Genomic DNA, 22,151 nt, shown 5'->3' with positions numbered 1-22,151 from the left:
GTACGCCCCCCCCCACCCCCCCCCCCCCCCCCCCCCCCCCCCCCCCCCCCCCCCCCCCCCGCCCTCCCCCCCCCCCCCCCCCCCCCCCCCCCCCCCACGGCCGGGGGTGTGTGCTCAGCCGCAGGAGCTGGAGCACGAGGTGGTGCTCGAGGTGGTGCTGGTACTGGTCGTGCTCGTGGAACCGAGCATCAGACCGTTGTCCTTGTCCTCGTAGTCGTTGATCTCGAACGTCTCCAGTTCGAGGTCGAGCATCTCCCGCGCCAGTTCGGCGAGATCGCCCTTCTTCGTCATGGGCCGTCCTTTCCTTGTTCCGCTGTGTACCGGACCCGCGGGGGTCAGGCGCAGGAGGTGCAGCTGGTGCAGCTGGAGGTGGTGCTGCAGCTCGTGGTGCTGGTCGAGCCGAGCATCAGACCTTCGGTGTCGTCGTCGTAGTCGTTGATCTCGAAGGTCTCGAGCTCCAGCTCCAGCATTTCCCGCGCCATGTCGGCGAGGTGGCTCTTCTGCGTCATCGGACGTCCCTCCGCCGTGCGTCAGGCCGTCGAGCAGGACGTGGTGCTGGTGCAGGTGCTGGAGCTGCAGCTGGAGCTGTCGCAGCTGGTCGAGGGGACCGCGGACAGCATCTTTCCGTCGAACTCGTTGTAGTCGTTGATCTCGAAGGTCTCCGACTCCAGCGTGAGCATCTCGCGGGCGAGTTCGGCGAGTTCGGGCTTGGCAGCCATTGAACGGGTTCCTTTCGCTTTCGTGCCGGCGGGTTTTCCGAACCGGTGATTCAGTTGTCCCACGCCGCTCGGGCAACGGGCTGACCGTCGTCTTTCACTTCGCTTTCACCGGCGGCGGAGGTGCTGTCACCGTCCAGACAGGCGAGTGCGGCCGTCGCCATCGCGGTGATTCCGCTGCGCAGCACGGGAACCGGATCCGGCCGGAAACGGGGCGAGTGATTGGGCGCGAAGGACGCCCATTTCTCGGTGAATGTGGCTCCCGGTGCCTCCCGCCACTGCCGGGGTCCCACGCTGCCCAGCATCCAGTACACGAGGGGCACCGTCCCCCCGGCCGACAGGGTGGGAAAGTCCTCCGCCGCCATGGAGGTCGCCCAGGGCACCACCGCGTTCGGTCCCAGGGCGGCCACATGGGCCTCGCGCACCACGGCCGTGCGGCCGGGGTCGTTGACCGTGGGGACGGCCGCGGCCGTCGTGGCCACCTCCACCCGCATCGGCGAGCCGTGGCGCGCCGACGTCGTCCCGGCCAGCTCCCGCACGGCGGCCTCCGCCCGGTCCAGGTCCGCCGGGTGCGCGGCGCGCAGGCTGACCTCCAGCACGGCGTCCTCGGGCACGACGTTCGCCGCGGCGCCCGCCTGCAACCGGCCGACCGTGCAGGTCGCGGGGGGCGGGATGTGCGCGCGCAGCCCGGTGACGAGGTCCGCGGCGGCCTCGATCGGGTTCGCGTGGCTCGACGCGTCGGCCGCGTGGCCGCCCGCTCCGCACACCCGGATCCGCAGCGAGCGGCTGGCGGCCAGCATGGTGGCACCGTGCGCGACCCGCCCGGCCGGGAAGACCGCGAGGTGCTGGGCGAGAGCCACGAGCGGTGTGCCGAACCGGTCGTAGAGCCCGTCGGCCATCATGGCGGCGGCCCCGGAGAGCGTCTCCTCCGCGGGCTGGGCCACCACCATCACGGTGCCCCGCCACCGCTCACGCTCGCGCGCGAGGAGGTCGGCGGTGCCCAGCAGCGCGGCCAGATGGGCGTCGTGTCCGCAGGCGTGCATCACCGGCACGGTGAGTCCGTCGCGGACGGCGGTCGCCCGGCTGGCGTACGGCACCCCGGTCCGTTCCTCGACGGGCACCGCGTCCAGTTCGGCCCGGACCAGGACGCGCGGGCCCGGCCCGTTCTCCAGCAGCGCCACGACACCGTGGCCGCCCACGCCCTCGGTGACCCGGCAGCCCGAACGCCGCAGGAGGCCGGCGGCCAGGGCCGCCGTCCGTTCCTCCTGGCCGGACAGCTCGGGGTTGCTGTGGACGTCGAGGTACGCCTCCAGAGCGGCGGGCAGCACGTCGGCGACACGGGGCGGGAGCCATGCGTGCGGGGACTTCACGAGACGGTGAACCTCACAGTCCTGAGTCGGGCGGGGGGCGGGGCGGACGGCACCGGGACGGGCGCGGTCCGTCACGGGAAGGGGTGCGGCACGGCGTGCAGGTCGGCGGGGGTCAGGTCGTCCGCCCGCCATCCCGCGCGCCGGTAGGCGGTGAACATGCGCGGCATCTCCAGGGCGCGCTGGCGGGACCAGCCGAAGTCGAGCGGCAGCAGCCCGGGCACGATGGTCGCCACCGTGTGCACGCCCAGGGCCCGTTGCTCCGGCGTCGTCTGCTCGACCACGATGACGTCGAGACCCGCGTCCGCGAGCTCCCCGGCCACCAGCTCGACGTCCGCCACCAGATCGCCGGTGCGGGGCCGGGTCTCCTGCCAGTGCCGGTACACGTCCGCGAAGGGCCGCCGTTCGGCGGGCCGCAGATAGCGCTCGGCATGCGGTGCCATCTCCGGCAGCGCGAACAGCGTGGGATGGTCGGTGAGCTGGCGCACCAGGAAGTAGTCGTCCATCATCGCGCGCACCTCTTCGGTGCGCCGGCTCAGCCGTATCGGGAGTGCCGGGAGGTAGGTGAGGATCTCCGCCATGGCGCCGAGCAGCGCGGCGCGCGGGTCCAGGGCGGCGCCCGCCGCGAAGGACAGCAGGCCGGGACCGCCGTCCCGGCGGACGGCCACACCGGTGACCGCGGGCACCGCAAGGTCGATCCGGTTGTCGAAGAGGTGGACGTCGTAGCCCTGGAGTTCGGCGCGGTCCAGCATCATCCGCAGTTCCGGATCGCGCAGGTCGCTGACGTCGATCTCGGTCAGGTGCGCCCCGCCGTACCAGCCGAGCACGAAGGAGTCGCGCTCGATCAGTTCGAGGAGACCGAAGAGTACGGCCTCGGCGAGGCTGGACCCGCTGGCGCAGCCGTTGGAGGAGTCGTAGACGAAGTTGTCGTCCGTGCTGTTGCCGCCGTAGTACACCAGCCGGGCGGGCACGAGCACCGGCTCGCCCGAGCGCAGGCGGACACCCTGGACCCAGGGGATGGGCCGGCTCGGGTCGAACGCGTCGACGTAGGGGTCGAGCCGGTACGTCCGCGCGCCGTACGTTCCGCACTCCCGGGGGTCGAGGGCCCGGTCGGCGATGTCGTCGTAGGCGGCGATCAGCGGAGCCGTCCGGTGCCGCCGGGCGACGCCCGCGTAGCGCTCCAGCCCCTCGAAGTAGGCGAGGCCCCGGCTCGCCCGGAAGGAGTTGCCCTGGCCGCTCCAGGTCAGCTCGGCCAGGCGGTGGTGTCCGCGGAAGTGGGAGCGGCCGTTCACCGGGGCGGTGGTGGGCGAGGTCACGCTCAGGAAGGTGGCCCGGCCGAGGATGCCGCAGACGGGGTTGACGAGCGAGCGGTCGGGCAGCGCGAAGCTGTCCACCGACCGTCCCCGGTAGTCGTCGGGGCCGTGCTTGGGGGCCGGGGGCAGGGCGGCCGACAGCGGCTCCGTCCCGGGTTCGCCGCAGGCGGGGCACAGCGGGTCCGCGACCAGCGGGAAGCGCCGGGTCAGCAACGACTCGGTGTCCACGACCCACACCCATGCCTCGCGCAGCACACCGCCGGTGTCCGGACCGTGTCCTGCGGCCGCCAGGTACAGCTGCCAGACGGTGTCCACCAGGTGCCCGGTCGGCAGCGGCCAGTCGCCGGCGGCACGCGCGGGAGAGCCGAACTCCAGGGCCTGGCGCTCGAACTCGGCGCGCAGCCGCTGCCAGCGCAGTGCGAGGCAGTGGCCACAGGGGCCGTCGTCGCCCTCGGTGTCCGTGAACGGGCCGATCACGACCATCGACGAGCCCAGGTGCACGGTCGCCGCCCGGCGTGCGCGCACCTCGTCCGGGCCCGCCGGGGCCTCCGCGTTGTGCGCGCCCAGCGGCACCACGGACGGCCGCCGCACTCGGGCGCGTTCGGCCGCGGGGAGCGCGGTGTGCCGCGCGGTGAGGAGGCGGCCGAAGTCCGTGGCGAGCCGTGCCCGGGACTCGGCGGCGGGCGCCGCGCTGCGGCTTTCGTTCACGGCTTGTTCTCCCAGCGGAAGTTCTTCAGGACGGGCAGCGTCGCCAGGGCCGCGAAGGCCAGCAGGACGAGGCAGCGCCAGGCCATGGCCGTGATGTGCCCACCGCCGTCGAGGACGGCGGTGACGGCCTGGTTCATGTAGCGCAGCGGCAGGGCGTAGGAGACGTCGCGCAGCCAGCCGGGGGCCTGTGAGAGAGGGATGAACGATCCGCTGAGGAACGCCATCGGGACCATCAGGCAGTTGGAGATGGCGGCGACCGCGTCGGGGGTGCGGACCAGGTTGCCCACGCACACGCCCACGGCGTAGAACGCCAGCGCCCCGCAGGCCAGTACGGGCACCGTCAGCAGCAGACCGGTGACCGTGACGTGCAGCCGGAACGGGGGCAGCGCGGCCACGGCGAGGAACAGCACCGCCTGGGTCAGGGCCACGGCGAGCACGACCACCAGCCGGGCGGCGAGCAGGGTCAGCACGGAGGTGGGGGTGCGCCTGATCAGCCGCAGCAGGTCCGTGCCGCGCCAGTTGACGAGGGAGTAGCCGACGCCGAACACGGCGGCGTTGGCGACGCCCCAGGCCATGACGCCCGGAGCCAGGTAGTCGATGGTGTGCCTGCCGCCGCCCGCGGGCTGGTTGCCGAACAGCAGCCCGAAGACGACGATGAAGATGAGCGGGAAGGCGAAGGTGAAGAAGAGCTCCGTCTTGTTCCGGCCGGTGGCCAGGAAGTGGGCCCGCACCAGTGGCTTGAGGCCGGTCACGCCGCGTATTCCTTTCCGGTGAGCTGCAGATAGACGTCTTCCAGCGTGGGCCGACGGGTCTCGACCGACGCCAGGTCGACCAGGGCGCCCAGGGCGGCCAGCACGCTGGACAGCGAGTGGGTGGACAGCTGCACCGACGTGCCGTCGTCGCGGGCCTCCACCACCCCGGGCAGGGCCGCGAGCCGTTCGGTGGGCACCAGCCCGGCGGGGACGCTCACGCGCTCGGGGCCGCCGTGGTCGCGGACGAGCCGGCGCGGGGAGTCGAGCGCGATGACCGAGCCGTCCCGCACGATGGCGATGCGGTCGCACAGCACCTCGGCCTCGTCGAGGTGGTGGGTGGTGTAGACGATCGAGCAGCCGCGGGACTTCAGGGACCGCAGCAGCGCCCACAGCTCCCGGCGGGCCTCCGGGTCGAGTGCGGCGGTGGGCTCGTCGAGGAAGAGCAGCCGGGGGTCGTGGACCAGCGCCGAGGCGATGGCCAGACGCTGGCGCTGGCCGCCCGACAGCCCGGTCACCCGCACGCGCGCGGACGCGGTCAGACCGACGTCGGCCAGGGCCGCGGCGGCCGCCGCCCGGTCCAGTCCGTACAGCCCCGCGACCGTCTCCAGATGCTCCTGCGACGTCAGGTGGGGGAAGAACGACGACGCCTGGGTCTGTACGCCGATGCGGTCGTTGATGTCGGCCCGGCGGGGCCAGGGGGACTCGCCGAAGAGCGTCACCGAACCCGAGTCGGCGCGACGCTGGCCGGAGAGGATCTCGATCAGCGTGGTCTTGCCCGCGCCGTTGGGCCCGAGCACGCCGAAGAACTCCCCTCGCCGCACGGTCAGCGAGGTGCCCGCCACGGCCTGGACGTCCCCGTACCGTTTGCGCAGTTCCTCCGTGACGATCACGGGCTCGGCGCCCGGATCGACGGCGTCGTCGGCCGCCGTCATGTCCGGCATGAGCGGTTCCACTGCCGTTACCTCATCTCGATCTGTGTGGGGGGACTCCTCTTCGCGCGGTGCCGTGCGGTCCGGGAGAGGAGCGGCGGCCCGCCGCCGCAGCAGGCGGCCCGCCACGGAGGCGGCGGCCAGTACCGCCGCCGCCGTGAGCAGCACGGGCCCGTAGGGGCCCGGAAGCCGGCCGGCCACCGCCACGAGGGCGGTGCCGGCCGCGACCAGCAGGACGACGACCAGGACCGCGTAACCGGCGTAGATCCGCCGGGCTCGCCTCGGGTACGCCGCGAGCAGCGGGCTGCGGGTGACCAGACGGTGGACGTACGTCCGTGTCTGCGGGCCGAGTTCGATCACGCCGAGGGCGCTCTGCAGCATGAGCTGGCCGTCGAGGCCCAGCACCGGCAGGTAGTTGAACAGGGCCTGGGCCGTGCCGATCAGCAGCAGGCCGGAGAGGGCGTCATGCGTCACGTCACCGGGTGGCAGCAGCAGCCGCAGCACGAAGAAGGGCGCCAGGAAGACCAGGCTCGCCACCGAGCCCACGGCGGCGGTGACCACGCGCTGCCGCCGGGAGCGGAACAGCAGCACGTCGTCCGCCTCGCAGAAAAACGTCACCGCGGGCAGCCGCCAGCGCATCCCGATGGCCGTGGCCCGGCCGCCGTATCGATGGCACCACAGTCCGTGCGCGAGCTCGTGAAAGGCGGTCCCCGTCCAGACGACGAACCCCGAGAGCATCGCCAGCTCCGGCTGTTCGCGCAGGGCATGGGACTCTCTCAGCAGCACCGGCGCCCGCAGCGCGGTGTACGCCACCAGCGCCCCGCACAGCAGCAGGGCCAGTGCGGCCGTGACGGGCGAGAACAGCCAGGTGACCCGGGGGAGCAGACGGTCGAGGAGCGGACCGGGGTCGCCCCAGGACACCGAGCCGGACAGCCCGCGCGCGCTCCTGCCGGCGTTGACGTCCTCCTCGGTCCGCCCCGGTCCCGGCCGCCCCCGGCCCGCGGCACCGGCCAGGAAGGACCGGTTCCACAGGGCACCCAGGATCGCTCCCCAGGAGCGGTCGTCCAGCCGCTTGCCGAACTGCTGCTCGTAGGCCGCGCCGATCTGCCGCAGAGTGAGCGAGCCGTCCAGCCGCTCGATGATGAACCGCTCCTTGGCACCGATCCGGTAGACGCGTCCGGAGCGGCCGTCCTTCACCAGGTGGACGGTCCGCTCGCCGCGCAGCACGGGCGGCCCCACGGTCAGCTCGGGCGCGCGCACGGGCCGGCTGTCCAGCAGCGACGGCGCGGACATCAGGCCACCGCCTCCGGGTCCGTCAGGGCCCGCAGCAGGGCGTGCGCCAGGTACGCCTCGTCGGTGATCGTGATGTGCAGCCGGTTGTTCGTCATGTGCAGACAGGGCCAGAGCAGCCGCAGCAGGGCCTCGCCGGTGTCCGTCACCGTGCAGTGGCCCTCGCCCTCCCACTCGCGGAACACCAGCCGGCCCGCCGTGGACAGCTCCTCGACCCGGCGGCGCAGCTCGGTGCAGTGCTCCGCCCACCGCCCCAGGGCCCGGGGCAGTTCCTCGCCGCGATCGGCGCGGACCGCCGACCGGACGACGGCGAACCGCTCCCGCAGCGAGTCGGCCATGGCCTCGTAGCCGCGGTCGAAGCTGCGGCCCGCGACGAGGTCGGTGGTCCGGAAGGAGTCGTGCCAGAAGTCGCGGTACCCCTCGAAGAACTCGGCCAGCTCGCCGTCGTCGCCGAGGAACACCGACGCCATCACCATCATCAGCTGGGCCGCGAGACCCAGCTGCACGCTGCGCATGTGCACGTTCATGCCGGTCAGCGCTTCCAACACCAGGTCGGTCGACTGCTGGAAGTGCCATTCGGCCAGCTCCACGCCGGCCGGCCCGCCGTACTTGTCGTACTCCGGCTCGTACGGCTCCCAGCTGAAGGAGTTGTTCTCCCGCAGCCGCATCCGGCCGTCCTCGCCCAGGTAGCCGGCCCGGCCCTGCTCGTCGAACTCCAGCTCGAAGAGGGTGTTGTAAAGGCCGACGTAGAAGTCCGACTTCACCTCGTACAGCGACGGACGGCGCCGCAGGAAGGCGCTGATCGCGGCCTCCGCCTCGGCACGCACCGCTTCGGCGTTGCCCTCGGTGGGCCGGAACCGCACCCGCACGTGCGGGCCCTCCAGCCAGTAGTGCAGGAAGAAGTACCGGCTGATCAGGCCTTGTGCTGACAGCCGGTCGAACAGCGGCTTCACACAGTCGGTCAGCAGCGGCCGGGCGTTGCCCGTGTAGAAGACGTACACGGCCAGCCAGCGGTCGTCGACCGCCGGGGCGGGGCCGGTCGCGGGGACGGTGTCGATCGAGGTCATGCCGACTCCTGGCGGTCGGGGTGCGAGGGGCGCCGGCCCGGGACGGTCTCGACGACGAGTTCCGTGATGTGGGCGCCCTCGTCGGACGTCGTGTGCAGGTGATCCGGCGCGGGGAGCATCTCGGTGAACACCACCGAGCCGGTGCCCGCCTCACGGAGCAGATGTTCGAACAGCTGGAGCGACAGGGCGCTGCCGAAGTCGAGGAAGTGCGGCTTGTGACGACGCGCCGGACGGTCGGCCGCGGCCGAACCGTCCGCCCCCGCCTCGGGCGCCTCCTCCGCCGCGCCGTCCGGCCGCAGCGTCACGAACACCCGCGCCGGCAGGCCGTGTCGTCGGCGCCACTCCTGCCACTGGGCGAACCAGGCGCCGGTGTCCGTCTCCGGCCGGTGCCGCGGCAGCGTCCGTGCCGCGGCCGTCCAGGACCGCCGGCTGATCACCACGCCGCGGTGCCGGACCCGGGGCCGGTAGGCCACGCCGTCGGGGCCGGTGTCCTGCGGCACGCCGCCCCACGGGTCGATCGTCACGATCGACGAGGGAGCGAGCAGAAGCAGGGTGCGGGCCACCTCCGGCAGGGCGGCCGGGACCAGATAGCCGAAGTAGACCGGGACGACCTCCCGCCCGAGCCGGGCGGAGCGCAGCACCAGCCGGCCGGAGTCCGGGTCGTGATGCAGTGACAGGTCGGCCAGGGTGATCCGGTTCTCGGCGGGCGCGGTGCTGGTCTCACCGGGGCAGACGATCTCGTAGTCCGTCAGTCTGCCGTGCAGGTTCAGGTTGGTGCGCGTGGCGCCGCCCGTGATCTCGGCGAGGACGGCGCCCTCGGGCTGGATCTCGCGGTGCCAGCGGCGGAGCTGTTCGGCGAGCCCCAGGTCGTCGAAGTCGTGGGTGAACCGCGAGAAGGGGAAGGAGACACCGCCCCAGGAGCGGTTGAGCACGGCGGTGGGCCGCTCGGTGCCGCCGCACAGCTGCAGGAAGTGCGCCTGCGGGCGGAAGTCCCCCGGCCGGCCGCCCAGAATCCGCGCGACCCCGTCGATGAAGTCGTCGTCGATCTCGACCTCGTCCGGGCGGTCCGGTCCCCCGGCGGCGTCCAGCACGGCGCGCATCCGCCGCGCGAACGCCTGCCGGGCCTCGTCCGCCGCCGTGATCTCGGGCTGGCCCAGCCAGTTCTCCGTGGGCACGAACGTACCGTCGGCCTCGAAGTGCGCCCCGATGCCGGCGACCTGGACGTAGTAGCCGTAGAGGTCCTCCTGGAAGTCCGTCACCAGCTCCAGCAGGTCGTCACAGCGGCCGCCGGTGCCGTAGCGGGCCAGGAAGAACCCGCGCAGGGTCGCCCGGTGGGGCAGCGCGACATCGAACGCCGGCATGATGCGCGCGAGCGACGACAGCGCCGTGCCCACCTCCCGCGCGAAACGCTTCCCGTCCAGCCGCACGGGTGCGGCCGTCGCCCGGGTGTCCTCGTAGACCAGGGCCCGGGGCAACGACCCGGCCGGCAGGCCGAGTTCCTCCTGCACGCGAGCCAGCCGGTCCCGCACCTCGGCGAGCAGCGCGCGGCGCCGGTCCAGCGGCGCGCGGCCGTACTCCCGGACCAGCCCCGCCACCTCGTCCAGGCCGGCGGCGAGCCTGCCGGACCACTCCCGGCCCATGCTGCGGACGCCGTCCGCGAAGGCGCTGACCGGGTCGGGGCTGTGCAGGTCGACGGCGAGCGCGGGGACGCTGAGCAGCCCCAGCCTGAGCAGGGTGGCGAGGAAACGGTCACAGTCGTCGCGGTCCACGCGGACGTGGCGCGCGAAGCGGTCCAGCAGCTCGCCGTACGGCAGCCGGCCCTCGGCGTCGCACAGGGTGATCAGCGCGTCGAGTCCCTGGCCCTGCCGCAGGAAGAACATGTTCTCGGTCACCGAGTCGAAGCTCACGGAGGCCGAGTCGTCCCCTTCGGAGACCTTCCGCCGCACGTATCGGACCCGGCCGGCCTCGGCGGTCACACCGGTGACCAGCTCGACCGGCAGATCCGGCCGCAGATGCGGTGCCTGGGCGACCAGTTCGCCCAGCCGGGCCAGCACGGCGACGTTCAGCCGGGCGCGGCCGGTCCACCGCTCGTCGATCACCAGGGCGGGACGGTCCCCGGCGCCCTCGGGGGACAGCGCGTCGAACTCGCCGACGGTCACCCCGGTGAAGGAGCTGAACGGGCTGGTCTTGCACGCGCACCGGTAGACGTACTCCAGCAGGGAGCGCTCGATGCGGCGCTGCTTCTTGGTGAGCCCACCGGTGATCCCGGCCGTGCCCCCGGCGGCCGGGGGCGCGTCCAGGTACGCCTTCAGGTGTGCGTCGAGCGTCGGCGACGCCAGGATGAGCCCCTGCCGCAGCCGTGGTTCGCCGGCCAGTGCTCGCAGGTGCTCTCGCGCCCGGGCCAGTTCCTCTTCGACGACCGGCTGGGCGAGCAGGGCGGTCAGCTGTTCGTGCCGGTCCAGCCAGCGGTCCAGGGCGGCGCCGGTGGGGCCGCCGACCAGGGCGGCGGTGCGCCTGCCGTCCTTCGGCCACCCGCCGGCGAAGATCTGCCGGCGGGTGTTGAGCAGCAGCCGGCGCAGCGCCGTGTCCTCGTTGGACTGCACGAGCAGCGCCAGCGCATCGCTGAGGGCCCGGCCCTCCTCGGCCAGCTCCGTTCTGAGGCCGGACACCTGCTCGGCCCAGGCGACCGACGCGGGCTGCCCGAGGCCGGTCACCGCGTCGAACGGAAGCCCGCCGAACCGGGCCATGAAACGGGGCGACAGTGCCTGCGGCGCGAAGCGGTCCGCGTCCGTCGCCGTACTCGTCAGGGAAGGGTGCATGGCCGCCGTCTCAGTCGTTCTCGTAACGGCACTGCGCGAATCCGTCGCGCTCGTGCCCGACCATGAGGATGAGCAGCGGGATCTCACGCGTCTGCGTGAGCCCCAGCTCCTCCATGTACGACACGTTGTCGAAGCCGAGCGCGGCACCGCACCCCACCCCGAGGCCCGCGCTCGCCGTGTACACCGCCTGGGCGACCGCCCCGATCAGCGCGTTGGACACGCGGTAGCCACGCGGTCCGGCGGCGTCGATCACCGCGTCGGCCCGCACACTCGGCACGATCACCGCGCCGGCCTGCTCCAGGTTGTAGTTGGACAGGAAGTAGTTGCGCTGGAGGAAGTCCCCGAACCGGCCGGCGGCGACGGGGGCCAGCGCGCCGGTCCGCGCGTCGTATTCGTAGGTGCCCGGTTCGACGCCCTCGACGTGGTTGACGAACACGTGGAACTTGACGAACCCGAGCCCCGCCGCGTCGGAGGCGTCACAGGGCAGCGCCGCACCGGACTCGGCCGCTGCCAGCAGCGCGCCGAGTTCGGCCGCGGTGACGGGGTGCGCGGCCGAGAGCTTCCCGAAGCTGCTCCGGCGGGTGCGCAGCGCCTGCTTCAGCGTCATGTCCGCGAACTCCGCGACCGGCAGCGGCGCGCCGGGCACGGTGCGCGGGGGGAGGGCCCGCGCGGAGTCGAGCGCGGTCGGCGCGGGCCTGGCGGTCGCGCCCGCCGCCGTGTCGGCGTGGACGGCCTGCAGCATGTCGAAACGCACGACCTCGCGGGACCGCTCGTGGTCGGTGTGGGACGCCCGGGAACGCACCGCGTCCGCGCCCTCGCCCCGGGCGGAGGCGCCCGCGCCGTCCCACGGCAGCGGTACGACGGCGAGGACGGCCTCGTCCTCGTCCCCGACCCCGATCAGCTCGCCCAGGCGCGGCTCGTCGAACCAGAACACCGGCCGGATCTCCTGGCCGCGGGCCGCCGCCCACATGCGCCAGGTCTGCGTCAGCGTGCCGATGTCCATCGTCGTGGCGTGGTAGCTGAAGTTGTTGTACTTGAAGGAGTTCTGCCAGAACTTCAGCCCGAGCAGCAGGAACTGGTCGGTTTCCGTCGCGTCCGCCGGCTGTCCCGCGGCGCGCAGCGCGGCCGCGACCTGGGGGGTCACATCGCCGCTGATCAGCCGCTGCAGGCCGTGGTGCATGGGGCTGTAGTAGTACAGGCCGGGCGGCACGGGTGCCGAGGGGCCGGCCGCCCAGTAGATGCTGACCGGGTACAGGCCGCCGCCCGACGCGGTGCCGCGGGAGAACTTCGCGGAGCGGTACGACTGCACCTTGTCCACGTCCTCGTTGGCGTTGATCTCCACGCGCCGGGCCGTGCGGCCGTAGGACTCCATGAGCATTTCGGCGAGTGCGCCGAGCGTGAAGTCCGGGACGGGGGAAGGCTCGCGGGGCGGCGCGAACGCGTCCCGCAGCGCGGTGGCGCCCGTGGACCGCGGGTCCGTGAGGGGCAGCTCATGGACGTCGAGGTCCGGATAGAACTTGGTCAGTCGGGGGGCGTCGCCCCAGTTGGGCTGGAAACCGCGGGGAGGCATCCCCTCCCGGCAGCGCCTCATTATGGCGTCGACATACGTGTGCGCGTAGGCCATGTCGGGTCCTTTCTCGGTGCCTGCGGGTCAGGGGAAGGGGTGGGGAGCGCGGTTGAGGTCCTCCGGCCGCAGGTCCCTGCTGCGGAGCCCGGCCTCGCGCGGCGCCCGGCGCACGCGCGGATGATGCAGCGCCCGCTGCCGCGACCAGCCGAAGTCGATCGGCACCAGGCCGGGGACGAGCACGCTCGCGGTGCGGAAGCCCAGCTCCCGTTCCAGGGGGAAGGTCTGGTCGACGGCGAGGACGTCGAACCCGGCGTCCGCCAGCATGCCCACGCTGGTCATCACGTCCGTCCGCACGTCCATGGCACGCGGTGGCACCCGGGTGGCGTACGCCTGCGCGAGGGGCAGGGGGCGCCGGTCGTCGTCCCCCGGGGCCAGCAGGAAGTCGGCATGCCGTCGCATCTCGGGCAGGCCGTAGACCAGCGGATGGTCGTGCAGCTTGGTGACCTTGGTGAAGTCGCGGCTCATCGCGGTCAGCCGGTCGAGGTTCCAGGTCGTCCGGCGCGCCGACTGCGGTGCGTCGGTGCCGATCTCGATCAGCGCCGAGCGCAGCGCCTGCTCCGGGTCGGGGCTCGCCCCGGCGCCGAAGCACAGGGTGCCGCGGCCGCCGTCGACGCGCTCGGCGACCGCGATGACCACGGGCACCGGAAAGGTGATCCGGGCGTCGAAGAACCGGGCCCGGTAGCCGTGCAGGGCCAGGCGGTCGATCAGCGCCCGGGTGGTGGGCTGCGTGCTGGTGCGGCCGTCCAGTTCCGGCAGGCGCAGCTGCGCGTACCAGGTCAGCAGGAACGCGTCGCGTTCGATCAGCTCCATCAGGCCGTGATGGACGGCCTCGGTCAGCGAGGTGCCCGAGGCGCAGCCGTTGGAGCTCTCCTGCACGAACCGCTCGGCGCGGGGCACCGAGTGGTAGTACGTCAGCAGTGACGGCACCAGGACCGGTTCGTCGCGGACCAGCGAGTGCGCCCAGACCCAGGGGATCTCGCGGTCGTCCGTGAAGGGGGCCACCCGGTGCGGGTCCGAGCGGTGGAACTCGTCGGCGTACAGGCCGCACTCCCGGGGGTCCAGTGCCGGGACGCCGCGGGCACGCAGCCGTGCGAGGCTGCTGACCAGCTGGGCGCCGGAGCCCGGGGAGCGCATGCCGGCGTACCGCTCCAGGCCCTCGATGAGCCCCACCCGGGCACTGTCGCCGTAGGAGAAGGTGTGGCCGCCCCAGAAGGTCTCCTGGAGGTACGACCCGACCCGCATGCCCATCCGGCCGTAGGCCGACGCCGTGGTCGGGGAGTCGTACTCGCGGATCACCCGGGGCCCGAGGACCCCGCAGACGGGGTTGGCGAGGGCGGTCTCGTCGAGGTCGAGATCGTCCAGCGCGCGGGTGCGAAAGCTGCCCGGGGCGGTCTTGGGCACCGCCTCCAGCGTCAGTCCTGCGGCCGGTGCCGCCGCCTCGTCCGGCCGGCCGGCCACGACGTCGGCCGGCGGCGCCGGGGCGCACCCCGGACAGTCCGGGTCGGCGGCGAGCGGATAGCTCTTCGTCAGCAGGGTCTGCAGGTCGAGCACCGTCACCGTGGCGGTCGCCCCGTCCGCCTCCGTACCGGGCGCGGTGTCACGCAGCAGGCGCAGCAGCGCACCCACGGTCTGCACCGCGAACCCGGTGAGGTGGGGGGTGCCGGCCACGGCCGTGGTACGGCCGCCCAGTTCCAGGGCGTCCCTCAGCTCCCGGGTGCGCAGTGCCTGCCAGCGCCGGGCCAGGCACCGGCCGCAGGGGCGGCTCGACGCCGCGTCGCGGACCGGGCCGAGGATCGCGAGGTTGCCGTAGAAGTGGAGGCCGACGGTGGGGCCGATGCCGTCCGCCCGTGCCGGGGGCTCCGGGCGAGTCAGCTCGTCCTGCCAGCCCAGGAGGCCGATCTCGGCATGCAGCCGCAGCCCTTCGAGCACGGGGGCGAGGGCTTCGCGGATGCGCTCGGTCTGCCGTACCGCGTCCACGCGTGGTTCGGTCGCCGTGGTCATGCCTGCCCGTCCCGGGCGAGCAGCACGCGCGCGGCGTACAGGCCACCGGCGCGCAGATCGGCGGAGCCGTCGGCGACGAGGTACGCCGTGTACCCCGCGGAGCGCAGCGCCGCCGGCACGGACTGCGGGTCCGCCGCCGCCCAGTCGACGGCCGGCGCGGTCTTCGAGGGCAGGATCGTGTACGGGTCGAGGGAGTCGACCAGGGGGTGTGTGTCCACCACCGAGCCCGGCCGCTGGCCGGCCAGCTGGCACTGCCCGAGGAGGTCGCGCAGCGCGGTCTTGAGCGCCCGCCGGGGGTCCGAGTGCGAGCCGGCGGCCCACAGCGCCGCGCCGTCGTCGAGTCGCGTACGGGCCAGCAGCACCGGGGTGGCGCCGCACGCCCGCAGGGCCAGCACCTCGACCGAACGGCCCAGGTTCTCGGCCGAATTGAGGAGGAAGACCAGCTCGGGGTCGTGCTCGGCGGCCGCCTCGGCGAGGGGGACGGGGCCGACACCGTCGTCGGACCGCAGGGCCCGCTGTATCTCCTCGTGGGCCAGCGCGGAGAACAGCGCCCGATGGGCGGCGTCGGCGGGAGAGACGCCCACACCGAGCCCGGCGCGGGTGAGGGTGAACTCCCGCGTCGCGTTCAGCCGTGCGTACGGCCGGACCGCCGCCGCGGGGACGAGGGCCTCGCCGCCGTCCGCCAGGGACACGGCCCTGATCCACCCGCGCACATCGCCGGCGGAGGAGCTCAGCCCGCTGAAGGTGCTCAGCCGCGATGCCGCGACCGTCGGCAGTCCGCCGCCCTGCTCCGTGTCCAGCACGGGGGCGGGCGGCGGGGTCACCCGGTCGAGGTACTCGGCCGCCGCCATGGACATCGCCGTGATCCGGGCCGCCGCCACGTGGTGCAGGTCGAAGGCGTTCACGACGTGCCGGGTGCCGGTCCCCACGCCGAACTCCAGCCTGCTGACCTTCAGCGGCAGCTGAGTGGGCCACTCGTCGTCGAACTCCTTGAAGACGCCGCTGACGGAGCTGACGAACGCTCCGGTCAGCCGGTCGAGTTCGGCCACGGCCTCGTCCGCCTCCTCGGGCGCCTCCGGGTCGGGGACCCGGGACTCGACCGGAACCGTCAGCGCCGTCGGATGTCCGTCCCCGGCCGGTACCTCAGGTGTCTCGTGGGCGGCGCAGAGCGGACACAGGGGGTGCGGGAGCACCTTGCTGACGATCGTGTCGAAGGAGGCGGTGTCCTGGATGATCACGGCGTTCTCGGTCTCCGCCGGGAGGACGCCGGAGAACTCCTTGAACGCCTCGTAGCCCAGCAGGTTCCCGATGATCGCCGACAGGTGGCGTCCGGGCCGGGGGCCGGAACCGTCCGTGCCGGTCGCCGCCGCGCGCCACACGTCGGCCGCGGCCGCCTCGTCGCCGTTGAATCCGAGGCGCAGCATCGCGCAGGACCAGCAGGCCGCGCCGTCACCGCCGGTCAGGGGGCCCACGACGACGCGCTCGCCGTACATCGTCACCGGCAGCAGCCGCTGCCCGGACGGTACGCCGTCGCCGGAGAGCAGCCGCAGCGTCTGACCGGGGGCGCCGGTGCCGGCGCAGACCACCAGGTCGAACTCCGCCAGGTCGGCCCAGCTCACCGGGCCCCGGGACGCGGACAGCCGCTCCACCCGGGCCGGCACGCCCTGCGCGGCCAGCTCGGCGGCCTCCGCCTCGGCCTGCGCGAAGACCTGCTGCGGGCCGTGCACCGCCACCACTGCGGAGCCGTTGCGCAGCAGGCTCAGGGCGCACCAGCCCGCGACGGCGTCGTCGCCGAGGACCGCCACGCGGGCGGTACGGAAGCCCAGGAACCGCTTCGCCGCCCGGTCCTCGTAGTGGTCGATGTAGTCGAGCTGGGCGGCGAACTGCCGGGCCACCTCTGGTTCGAGCCCGACGGCCTCCGGTGCCTCGTGCGGCAGGACGTCCCGGGCCAGGCCGCGTTCCAGCAGCATGCGCACCAGGCCGCTCACCATGGGGTGGTGCTGCTCGGGCAGGTGCTCGCACAGCTCCCGGACGGAGACCTCACCGGTCAGATGCGGAACGATCAGCGAGGCGAACCGGTAGGCGGAACGTCCCTTCAGTTGGAATCCGCCATGGGCGTTGTGAAAGAGGACGCCTTCTTCGGTCTCGGTGAACAACACGTCACGCTTCACCCGGACCCGGGCATTGGCAAACGGGATGGTTTCGATGGTGGTCATCAGTTCTCCTGGTTCTCGGACCGGTTCAGATGAGCGCGAAGAATTCGCGGGATCCGGTAGCGGCCACCGGTCAGGTGTTCCACCGTGCAGAATCCGACGAGTTCGTCCAGCAAGGCGGCAGCGGCGGCCTCCGCTTCGCCCAGCAGGGCCGCGCTTTCGGGGACGGAGAATCCTTCCGCCGGGGACGCGGCCAGGGCTCGGACCGCGGCCGGAATTCGCCCCGGCAGACACGCGACGTAATCGTCGAACGCGGCACTCAGGGGGTCCCCGAAATGACCGGCGACGGCTCCGCCGCGCACGGCTTCCAGCAGATCCTGCAAAGGCCTGAGGGATATCCGCATGGAGGCCAGCCGCAACGCCATGGGATGGTCGTCGCAGGCTTCCGCCAGGCGGTTCAGGCACCCTTCCTCGGCAGAGGCCCGCTCCGTGCCGAGCACGGACGTGAGGAAGTGCAGGGAATCGGCCCGCTGCCACGGGCCTACTCGGTACAGCGCGGCCCCGTAACTCAGTGCCAGCCCGGCCAGACTGTGCCGGCTGGTGATCACGGCGGCGCCGAAACAACCGGTGTCCAGGAAGTCCCGCACCTGGTCGGCGTGACGGATGCCGTCGAGGACCGTGAAGGAGCGGTCGTCGATGCCGGGCGGGGGCGCGGGGACGGGCGTGTCGCCGTCGGCCCGCAGGAACCGCACCGACCCGTCCGGGAAGCGGTCGCGCAGCCGGCGCGCCAGGTGTGCGGCGAGCGCGGTCTTGCCCACGCCCGGCAGACCGCACAGGACGAGGATGCGCCCCGGCCCCTGGTCGAGGATCGACTCGATCTCCTCGGTCTCCCGGGCGCGTCCGGTGAAGTCGGCGGGCCGGACCGGCAGCGCGGTCCACGCCGGGCCGCCCGGATCACGCGCCGGAAGGCCGGCCCTCGCGGGCCGTACGGCGGCCGCCGGGACGCTCGGCACGGCCGCGAGCTCCTCGCCGCGCACGATGGCGAGGTGCAGCCGCTGCAGTTCGTGCCCCGGATCGACGCCGAACGTCTCCCGCAGACGGTGGGAGATCTGCTGGTGGACCGACAGGGCCTCGCCCTGCCGTCCGGTCCGGTACAGGGCCTCGATGAGCTGGGCGGCCAGCCGCTCGTTGTCGGGGAACTCCACGAACAGGTGCCGGAGTCCCGGGATGATGCGTGCGCAGTTTCCGAGCGCGAGCTCGATGTCGTGACAGCGCGCCAGGATGCGGATGCGCTCCTCGACCAGGCTCGCCACCACGCCCGAACGCAGCACCGGCGAGTCGAGGTTGGCGACCGGGTCCCCCTCCCAGTACTCAAGTGCCCTGCTGAGTGTGGCCAGTTCGGACCTCGGTGACGAGGCGTGCTCCGCATCCCGCACGAGGCTGCGGAAGGCCAGCAGGTCCAGCCCCGGCTCCTCGACCGTGATCCGGTAGCCACCGGGGCAGGTCTCTATGCCTCCGTCCGGGCCACTGCCGAGCCCGTGCCGGCCGAGCAGTTTGCGGAGCCGCAGCACCGCGACGTGCACGGCGGACGACGCGGCCGCGGGAGCGTCGTCCCCCCACAGGGCGGACCGCAGATATTCCTGCGAGACGATCTCGTTGGGATGGAGCAGCAGGGCACCGAGCAGCACCGTGGGCTTTGAGGAAGGCAGAACGACCTCTTCGTCGGCCCGGCGGATGCGCAGTGCGCCGAGCACACCGAATGTGGGCCGACAGGACTCCGCAGGCCGTACGGGTATGACCCCGCCAGCTGCGACGGACATGCCGAAGCTCCTTACGACTTTCTGTCAATGAACGCGGAAAAGCAGGACGATTCCGTGCTGTTTCCGGGTAAGTGAAAATTCGGCGGATTACCGGTGAAGGTGGAAAGACTTCCGAAGGCGCAGAGTCGACGTCTCGGTGTCGCCGACGTGAATCAATGCGTCAGCGTTCCGGTTGTGACTGGACAGCATGAATGAATCCCCGTTTGTTCATGACCGGGCACGAAAGGCGCGGTTTATGTGTGGCACGGGGTCGTCGGCGCGCACTGAGCGAACGCCGGATACCTGGGAAGGTGGTCAGCCATTCCGAGCCCCGTTGCCGATCACTGTAGCAGCGCGTTCGATTTTGTCGCCCCCTGCAGCACGCTGGAGGAGGAGGCATTGGCAACTTTTTGCCACGCTGGCCGAATCCCGCACTCCGGGTAAAGAAAGCCAACCCCATTGGCAATGGGAAGGTATAGGAAGTCACCGGGTTCGGTCATGTGTGGAACGGGGCCCTGGTGCGCCGTGTGCGTACGTGGAGCGGTGACGACAGGGTCGCAGTCCGCTCAGGCCCCGGTCGCCCGGCCGTCAGGGTCGCGTAGGCACCCAGTCCGGCAGCGCCTCGACGCGTTCGGCCCACTCGGCGGGTGGGGTCCCCGCCTTGCCGGAGGCGAGCACACCGCCGGTGATCGCGCAGGTCGTGTCCACGTCGCCGCCCACCCCGGCCGTCGTCCAGAAGGCCGCCTCGTAGTCACCGAGGCTGCGCGCGGCGGACCACAGGGCGAAGGGAACGGTGTCGTGGGCGGTCGTACGTCGCCCGCACCCCAGCACCGCGGCGACGGTGCCCGCGTCGCCGTAGTCGAGCATGTCCCGGGCACGCCGGAGTCCCTGGCCGACGGCGCTCTTCGGGACCAGGGCGATGACGCCGTCCAGGAGCGCCTCGGGGCTGGGCGGGCCGTCCGGCGAACCGGCCAGCGCCGCCGCGGCGGCCACGGCCATGGCGCCGACGACTGCCTCCCGGTGCTGGTGGGTGGGGTAGGCCGAGATCTCCGCCTGGTGGGTCGCCTGCTCCGGATCGTCCGCGTACCAGGCGCCCAGGGGCGCGATCCGCATCGCCGCGCCGTTGCCCCAGGACCCCCGGCCGTCGAACAGACCGGCGGCCAGCTCACGCCAGTCCCCGCCTTCACGGACGAGTCTCAGCAGGCGGTTGACGGCGGGGCCGTAGCCCCGGTCGAAGTCGTGGTGCTCGGCGAAGGAGCGGGCCAGCGCGTCCTGGTCGACGCGCCCGTGGGCGGCGAGTACGGCGACCACGGAGCAGGCCATCTCGGTGTCGTCCGTCCACTGCCAGGGCCCCGGCGGGAGCTCTCGGCACTTCAGCAGGGCGTAGTGCGCGGGAACGAAGAACTGGGAACCCAGGGCGTCCCCCACGGCCAGTCCGCGCAGGCTCGACAGGGCGCGCTCCAGGCGCCCGGAGGAAGAGGAGTCAGCGGTCATCGCTCTGCCACTCTATCCGTTCACCCAGTGCGGCACCGGCTCCCGCCAGCGCTCGAAGGGCCGGTCGAGGGTGTACTTGCCGTCCTCCCCGAGCACGAGCATCCGCATCTCGGCGTTCCCGGGGTTCGACAGCGACTCGAATTCGGCGACGGTCCAGTGGAACCAGCGCATGCAGAACAGACGCATCGCGAGACCGTGCGTCACCAGGAGGACGTTCGGCGGGTGGTCCGGCGCCTCGAAGCTGCGGTACAGGCTCTCCAGGAAGCCACCGACCCGGTCGTACACGTCCGCGCCGGACTCGCCCTGCGGGAACCGGAAGAAGAAGTGGCCGTACGCGTCGCGGTAGGCCTTCTGCAGCCGTACGTCGTCGCGGTCCTGCCAGTTTCCCCAGTCCTGTTCGCGCAGCCTGGGCTCCTCGCGGACGCGTATGAGGTCGGGGTCGAGCTGGAAGGCGCGGAGCGTCTCGAGCGTTCTGCGGTACGGGGAGACGTACACGCTCACGCGCTCCCTGCCGAAGACCTCCCGGAGCTTCTTGCCGGTCTCCTCGGCCTGCCGCCGGCCGCGCTCGGTCAGGGCGAGGGCGTGGTCGGGTTCGCGCTCGTACACGGAGTCGTCGATGTTGCCCGTTGACTCGCCGTGCCGGACAAGGACGATGCGCCGTGGTCGTACCATGCCAAAACCCTAGATCGAACGGGCGGAAGTCGAGCACTCGTACGGCCCCATACAGCGTAGGTCACACGAATGTGCTCTTCAAACGCACCGCGTCTCCTCAAACCGTCCAGGAAGGCTCCAGCTCCACGATGTCACCGGTAAGGCCCGCGACGTCGGCCTCGGTCTGCGCGCGCAGCGCGAGGCGCTCCACGCGTTCGGTGCGGTACTTGCCGTGCTCGGCCGCCGACCGCCACATCGACAGGACCAGGAACTCCTGCTCGGGTGCCTCGGCGAACATCCCGCGGATCATCCCGGGCGAACCGGCCATCGCGGGGTTCCACACCTTCTCCTGCATGAGGGTGAAGTGCTCGACGCGCTCCGTGTGGACCCGGCACAGGGCCACGCGGATCAGGTCGGCGTCGGTGAACCGCGGCTCGAACCCCGTCTTCACGTCGAAGCGGTACTCGAAGAGTTTGGCCTGGGCGTCCTTGAACGTGCCGGACTGGGCGGCCGCCAGGCGGTCGTGGGAGCGGGCCATGAAGGAGTCGTAGAAGGCGCGGCTCTCCCAGAAGGCGAAGGAGTGCGCCACCCCCGGCCGCTGCCGGCTCCAGCCGCCACCCTGCCCCCGGAATCCCGGCTCCCCCAGAAGCCCCGCCCATTTCCGCTGCCCCCGCTCGAAACCGCGGCGGTCCACCACGGTGCAGCGAATCCACTTGACCAGCACCGCGCCATCGTAAGGCCACCGGGCGTGGCGTCGGTCACGCTCCGGCGGAGATCACCCGCGCATGCACGGCGCTCGCGTGGCACGATGGACAAGGATCCCCAGTTCCACGGGAGTTGGGGGCGAGGCAACCACGAGGGGGGAAGGGGAAGCCCGTTGACCGGCTTCAGCAAGGGAATCGGCAAGGTCGAGGTCGGCCTCAAGTGGGACCCGAGTCCGGCGGGGCAGCCGCCCACCGATCTCGACATCGTTGCCGCGACGTTCGTCTCCGGCGACGCCCACGGGGACCCGGCCTACCTGGTGCACTTCGACAGCCGCTCACCGGACGGCACGATCTTCCTCAACCGGGACAGCACGGACGGCAGGGGCTTCGGCTGGGACGAGGTCATGATGCTGGAACTGGACCGGCTCGACGCCCGGTACGCGCGCGTGGTGGTCGGTGTCGTCATCCAACAGCGGTACGGCCACAGGACGTTCGCCGACGTGCTGAATCCGGCCATGCGCGTCCGGGTGGACCGCTACACCGTGCTCGCCCAGGACGACTTCGGCTCGGTACCCGGGGCGACGGCGGCCACGATCGCCGAGTTCGTGCGTGACGAATCCGGCGAGTGGACCTTCCGTCCCGGCGTCCACGGCTTCGAGGAGGACCCGGCCACCTTCACCCGGGTCATGGGAAGGGCACGTTAACGGCAAGGGCGCCGGCCATGGCCGGCGCCCCTCACTTCACGACTTCAGGTCGGAACC

The 22,151-nt window shown here is 72.4% G+C and carries 17 protein-coding genes; 1 reads left to right on the top strand and 16 read right to left on the bottom strand.

Annotated features, from left to right (window positions below; all coding sequences use genetic code 11):
• Positions 1-114: 114 nt before the first annotated feature.
• The 16 genes from ACZ7HQ_RS06255 to ACZ7HQ_RS06180 form a co-directional block, all read right to left on the bottom strand.
• Positions 115-291 (bottom strand): thiazolylpeptide-type bacteriocin, encoded by a 177-nt coding sequence (locus ACZ7HQ_RS06255; protein WP_470985420.1) that lies wholly within the window; start codon positions 289-291, stop codon positions 115-117.
• 44 nt (positions 292-335) lie between these two features.
• A complete protein-coding gene (locus ACZ7HQ_RS06250) occupies positions 336-509 on the bottom strand; it encodes a thiazolylpeptide-type bacteriocin (protein WP_470985418.1) in 174 nt (57 codons plus the stop codon).
• Positions 510-530: 21 nt separating this feature from the next.
• On the bottom strand, positions 531-719 hold the full coding sequence (locus tag ACZ7HQ_RS06245) for a thiazolylpeptide-type bacteriocin (RefSeq protein ID WP_470985415.1): 189 nt from the start codon (positions 717-719) through the stop codon (positions 531-533).
• Positions 720-769: 50 nt separating this feature from the next.
• Complete coding sequence (locus ACZ7HQ_RS06240; RefSeq protein WP_470985413.1) at positions 770-2,086, bottom strand: amidohydrolase; 1,317 nt, start codon at positions 2,084-2,086, stop codon at positions 770-772.
• A 71-nt stretch (positions 2,087-2,157) separates the two neighbouring features.
• Positions 2,158-4,104 (bottom strand): TOMM precursor leader peptide-binding protein, encoded by a 1,947-nt coding sequence (locus ACZ7HQ_RS06235; protein ID WP_470985411.1) that lies wholly within the window; start codon positions 4,102-4,104, stop codon positions 2,158-2,160.
• Positions 4,101-4,856, bottom strand: coding sequence for an ABC transporter permease (locus ACZ7HQ_RS06230; RefSeq protein ID WP_470985408.1), 756 nt, complete (start codon positions 4,854-4,856; stop codon positions 4,101-4,103). The genes ACZ7HQ_RS06235 and ACZ7HQ_RS06230 overlap by 4 nt, the downstream gene beginning before the upstream one ends.
• Positions 4,853-5,788 carry an ABC transporter ATP-binding protein gene (locus ACZ7HQ_RS06225; RefSeq protein ID WP_470987106.1) on the bottom strand — a complete coding sequence of 312 codons (936 nt, stop codon included), beginning with the start codon at positions 5,786-5,788 and terminating at the stop codon, positions 4,853-4,855. The genes ACZ7HQ_RS06230 and ACZ7HQ_RS06225 overlap by 4 nt, the downstream gene beginning before the upstream one ends.
• A gap of 1,289 nt (positions 5,789-7,077) precedes the next feature.
• Positions 7,078-8,142 (bottom strand): lantibiotic dehydratase C-terminal domain-containing protein, encoded by a 1,065-nt coding sequence (locus ACZ7HQ_RS06220; protein WP_470985406.1) that lies wholly within the window; start codon positions 8,140-8,142, stop codon positions 7,078-7,080.
• Complete coding sequence (locus ACZ7HQ_RS06215) at positions 8,139-10,961, bottom strand: lantibiotic dehydratase (protein WP_470985403.1); 2,823 nt, start codon at positions 10,959-10,961, stop codon at positions 8,139-8,141. Before ACZ7HQ_RS06215 ends, ACZ7HQ_RS06220 begins: the two co-directional genes overlap by 4 nt.
• A gap of 10 nt (positions 10,962-10,971) precedes the next feature.
• The gene (locus ACZ7HQ_RS06210) at positions 10,972-12,585 is read right to left on the bottom strand and encodes a SagB family peptide dehydrogenase (RefSeq protein WP_470985401.1); all 1,614 of its coding nucleotides are present in this window, start codon (positions 12,583-12,585) and stop codon (positions 10,972-10,974) included.
• A gap of 27 nt (positions 12,586-12,612) precedes the next feature.
• The gene (locus tag ACZ7HQ_RS06205; protein WP_470985398.1) at positions 12,613-14,589 is read right to left on the bottom strand and encodes a TOMM precursor leader peptide-binding protein; all 1,977 of its coding nucleotides are present in this window, start codon (positions 14,587-14,589) and stop codon (positions 12,613-12,615) included.
• Positions 14,586-16,805 carry a TOMM precursor leader peptide-binding protein gene (locus tag ACZ7HQ_RS06200; RefSeq protein ID WP_470985395.1) on the bottom strand — a complete coding sequence of 740 codons (2,220 nt, stop codon included), beginning with the start codon at positions 16,803-16,805 and terminating at the stop codon, positions 14,586-14,588. Before ACZ7HQ_RS06200 ends, ACZ7HQ_RS06205 begins: the two co-directional genes overlap by 4 nt.
• Complete coding sequence (locus tag ACZ7HQ_RS06195; RefSeq protein ID WP_470985393.1) at positions 16,805-18,562, bottom strand: AfsR/SARP family transcriptional regulator; 1,758 nt, start codon at positions 18,560-18,562, stop codon at positions 16,805-16,807. The genes ACZ7HQ_RS06200 and ACZ7HQ_RS06195 overlap by 1 nt, the downstream gene beginning before the upstream one ends.
• Positions 18,563-19,129: 567 nt before the next feature.
• Positions 19,130-20,035 (bottom strand): ADP-ribosylglycohydrolase family protein, encoded by a 906-nt coding sequence (locus ACZ7HQ_RS06190; RefSeq protein ID WP_470985390.1) that lies wholly within the window; start codon positions 20,033-20,035, stop codon positions 19,130-19,132.
• A 12-nt stretch (positions 20,036-20,047) separates the two neighbouring features.
• Entirely contained in the window at positions 20,048-20,707 is a 660-nt protein-coding gene (locus ACZ7HQ_RS06185) for a histidine phosphatase family protein (protein ID WP_470985388.1), read from the bottom strand.
• 97 nt (positions 20,708-20,804) lie between these two features.
• Positions 20,805-21,410, bottom strand: a complete 606-nt coding sequence (locus tag ACZ7HQ_RS06180) for a YdbC family protein (protein ID WP_470985385.1) — start codon at positions 21,408-21,410, stop codon at positions 20,805-20,807.
• A 153-nt stretch (positions 21,411-21,563) separates the two neighbouring features.
• On the opposite strand from ACZ7HQ_RS06180, the gene ACZ7HQ_RS06175 reads away from it, so the two are divergent.
• Positions 21,564-22,094, top strand: coding sequence for a TerD family protein (locus ACZ7HQ_RS06175; protein ID WP_470985382.1), 531 nt, complete (start codon positions 21,564-21,566; stop codon positions 22,092-22,094).
• Positions 22,095-22,151: the final 57 nt, after the last annotated feature.

This window comes from Streptomyces sp. NPDC037290 (assembly GCF_055603245.1).
The sequence above is the reverse complement of the archived record's forward strand: the minus strand, read 5'-3'. Positions and strand labels throughout refer to the sequence as shown.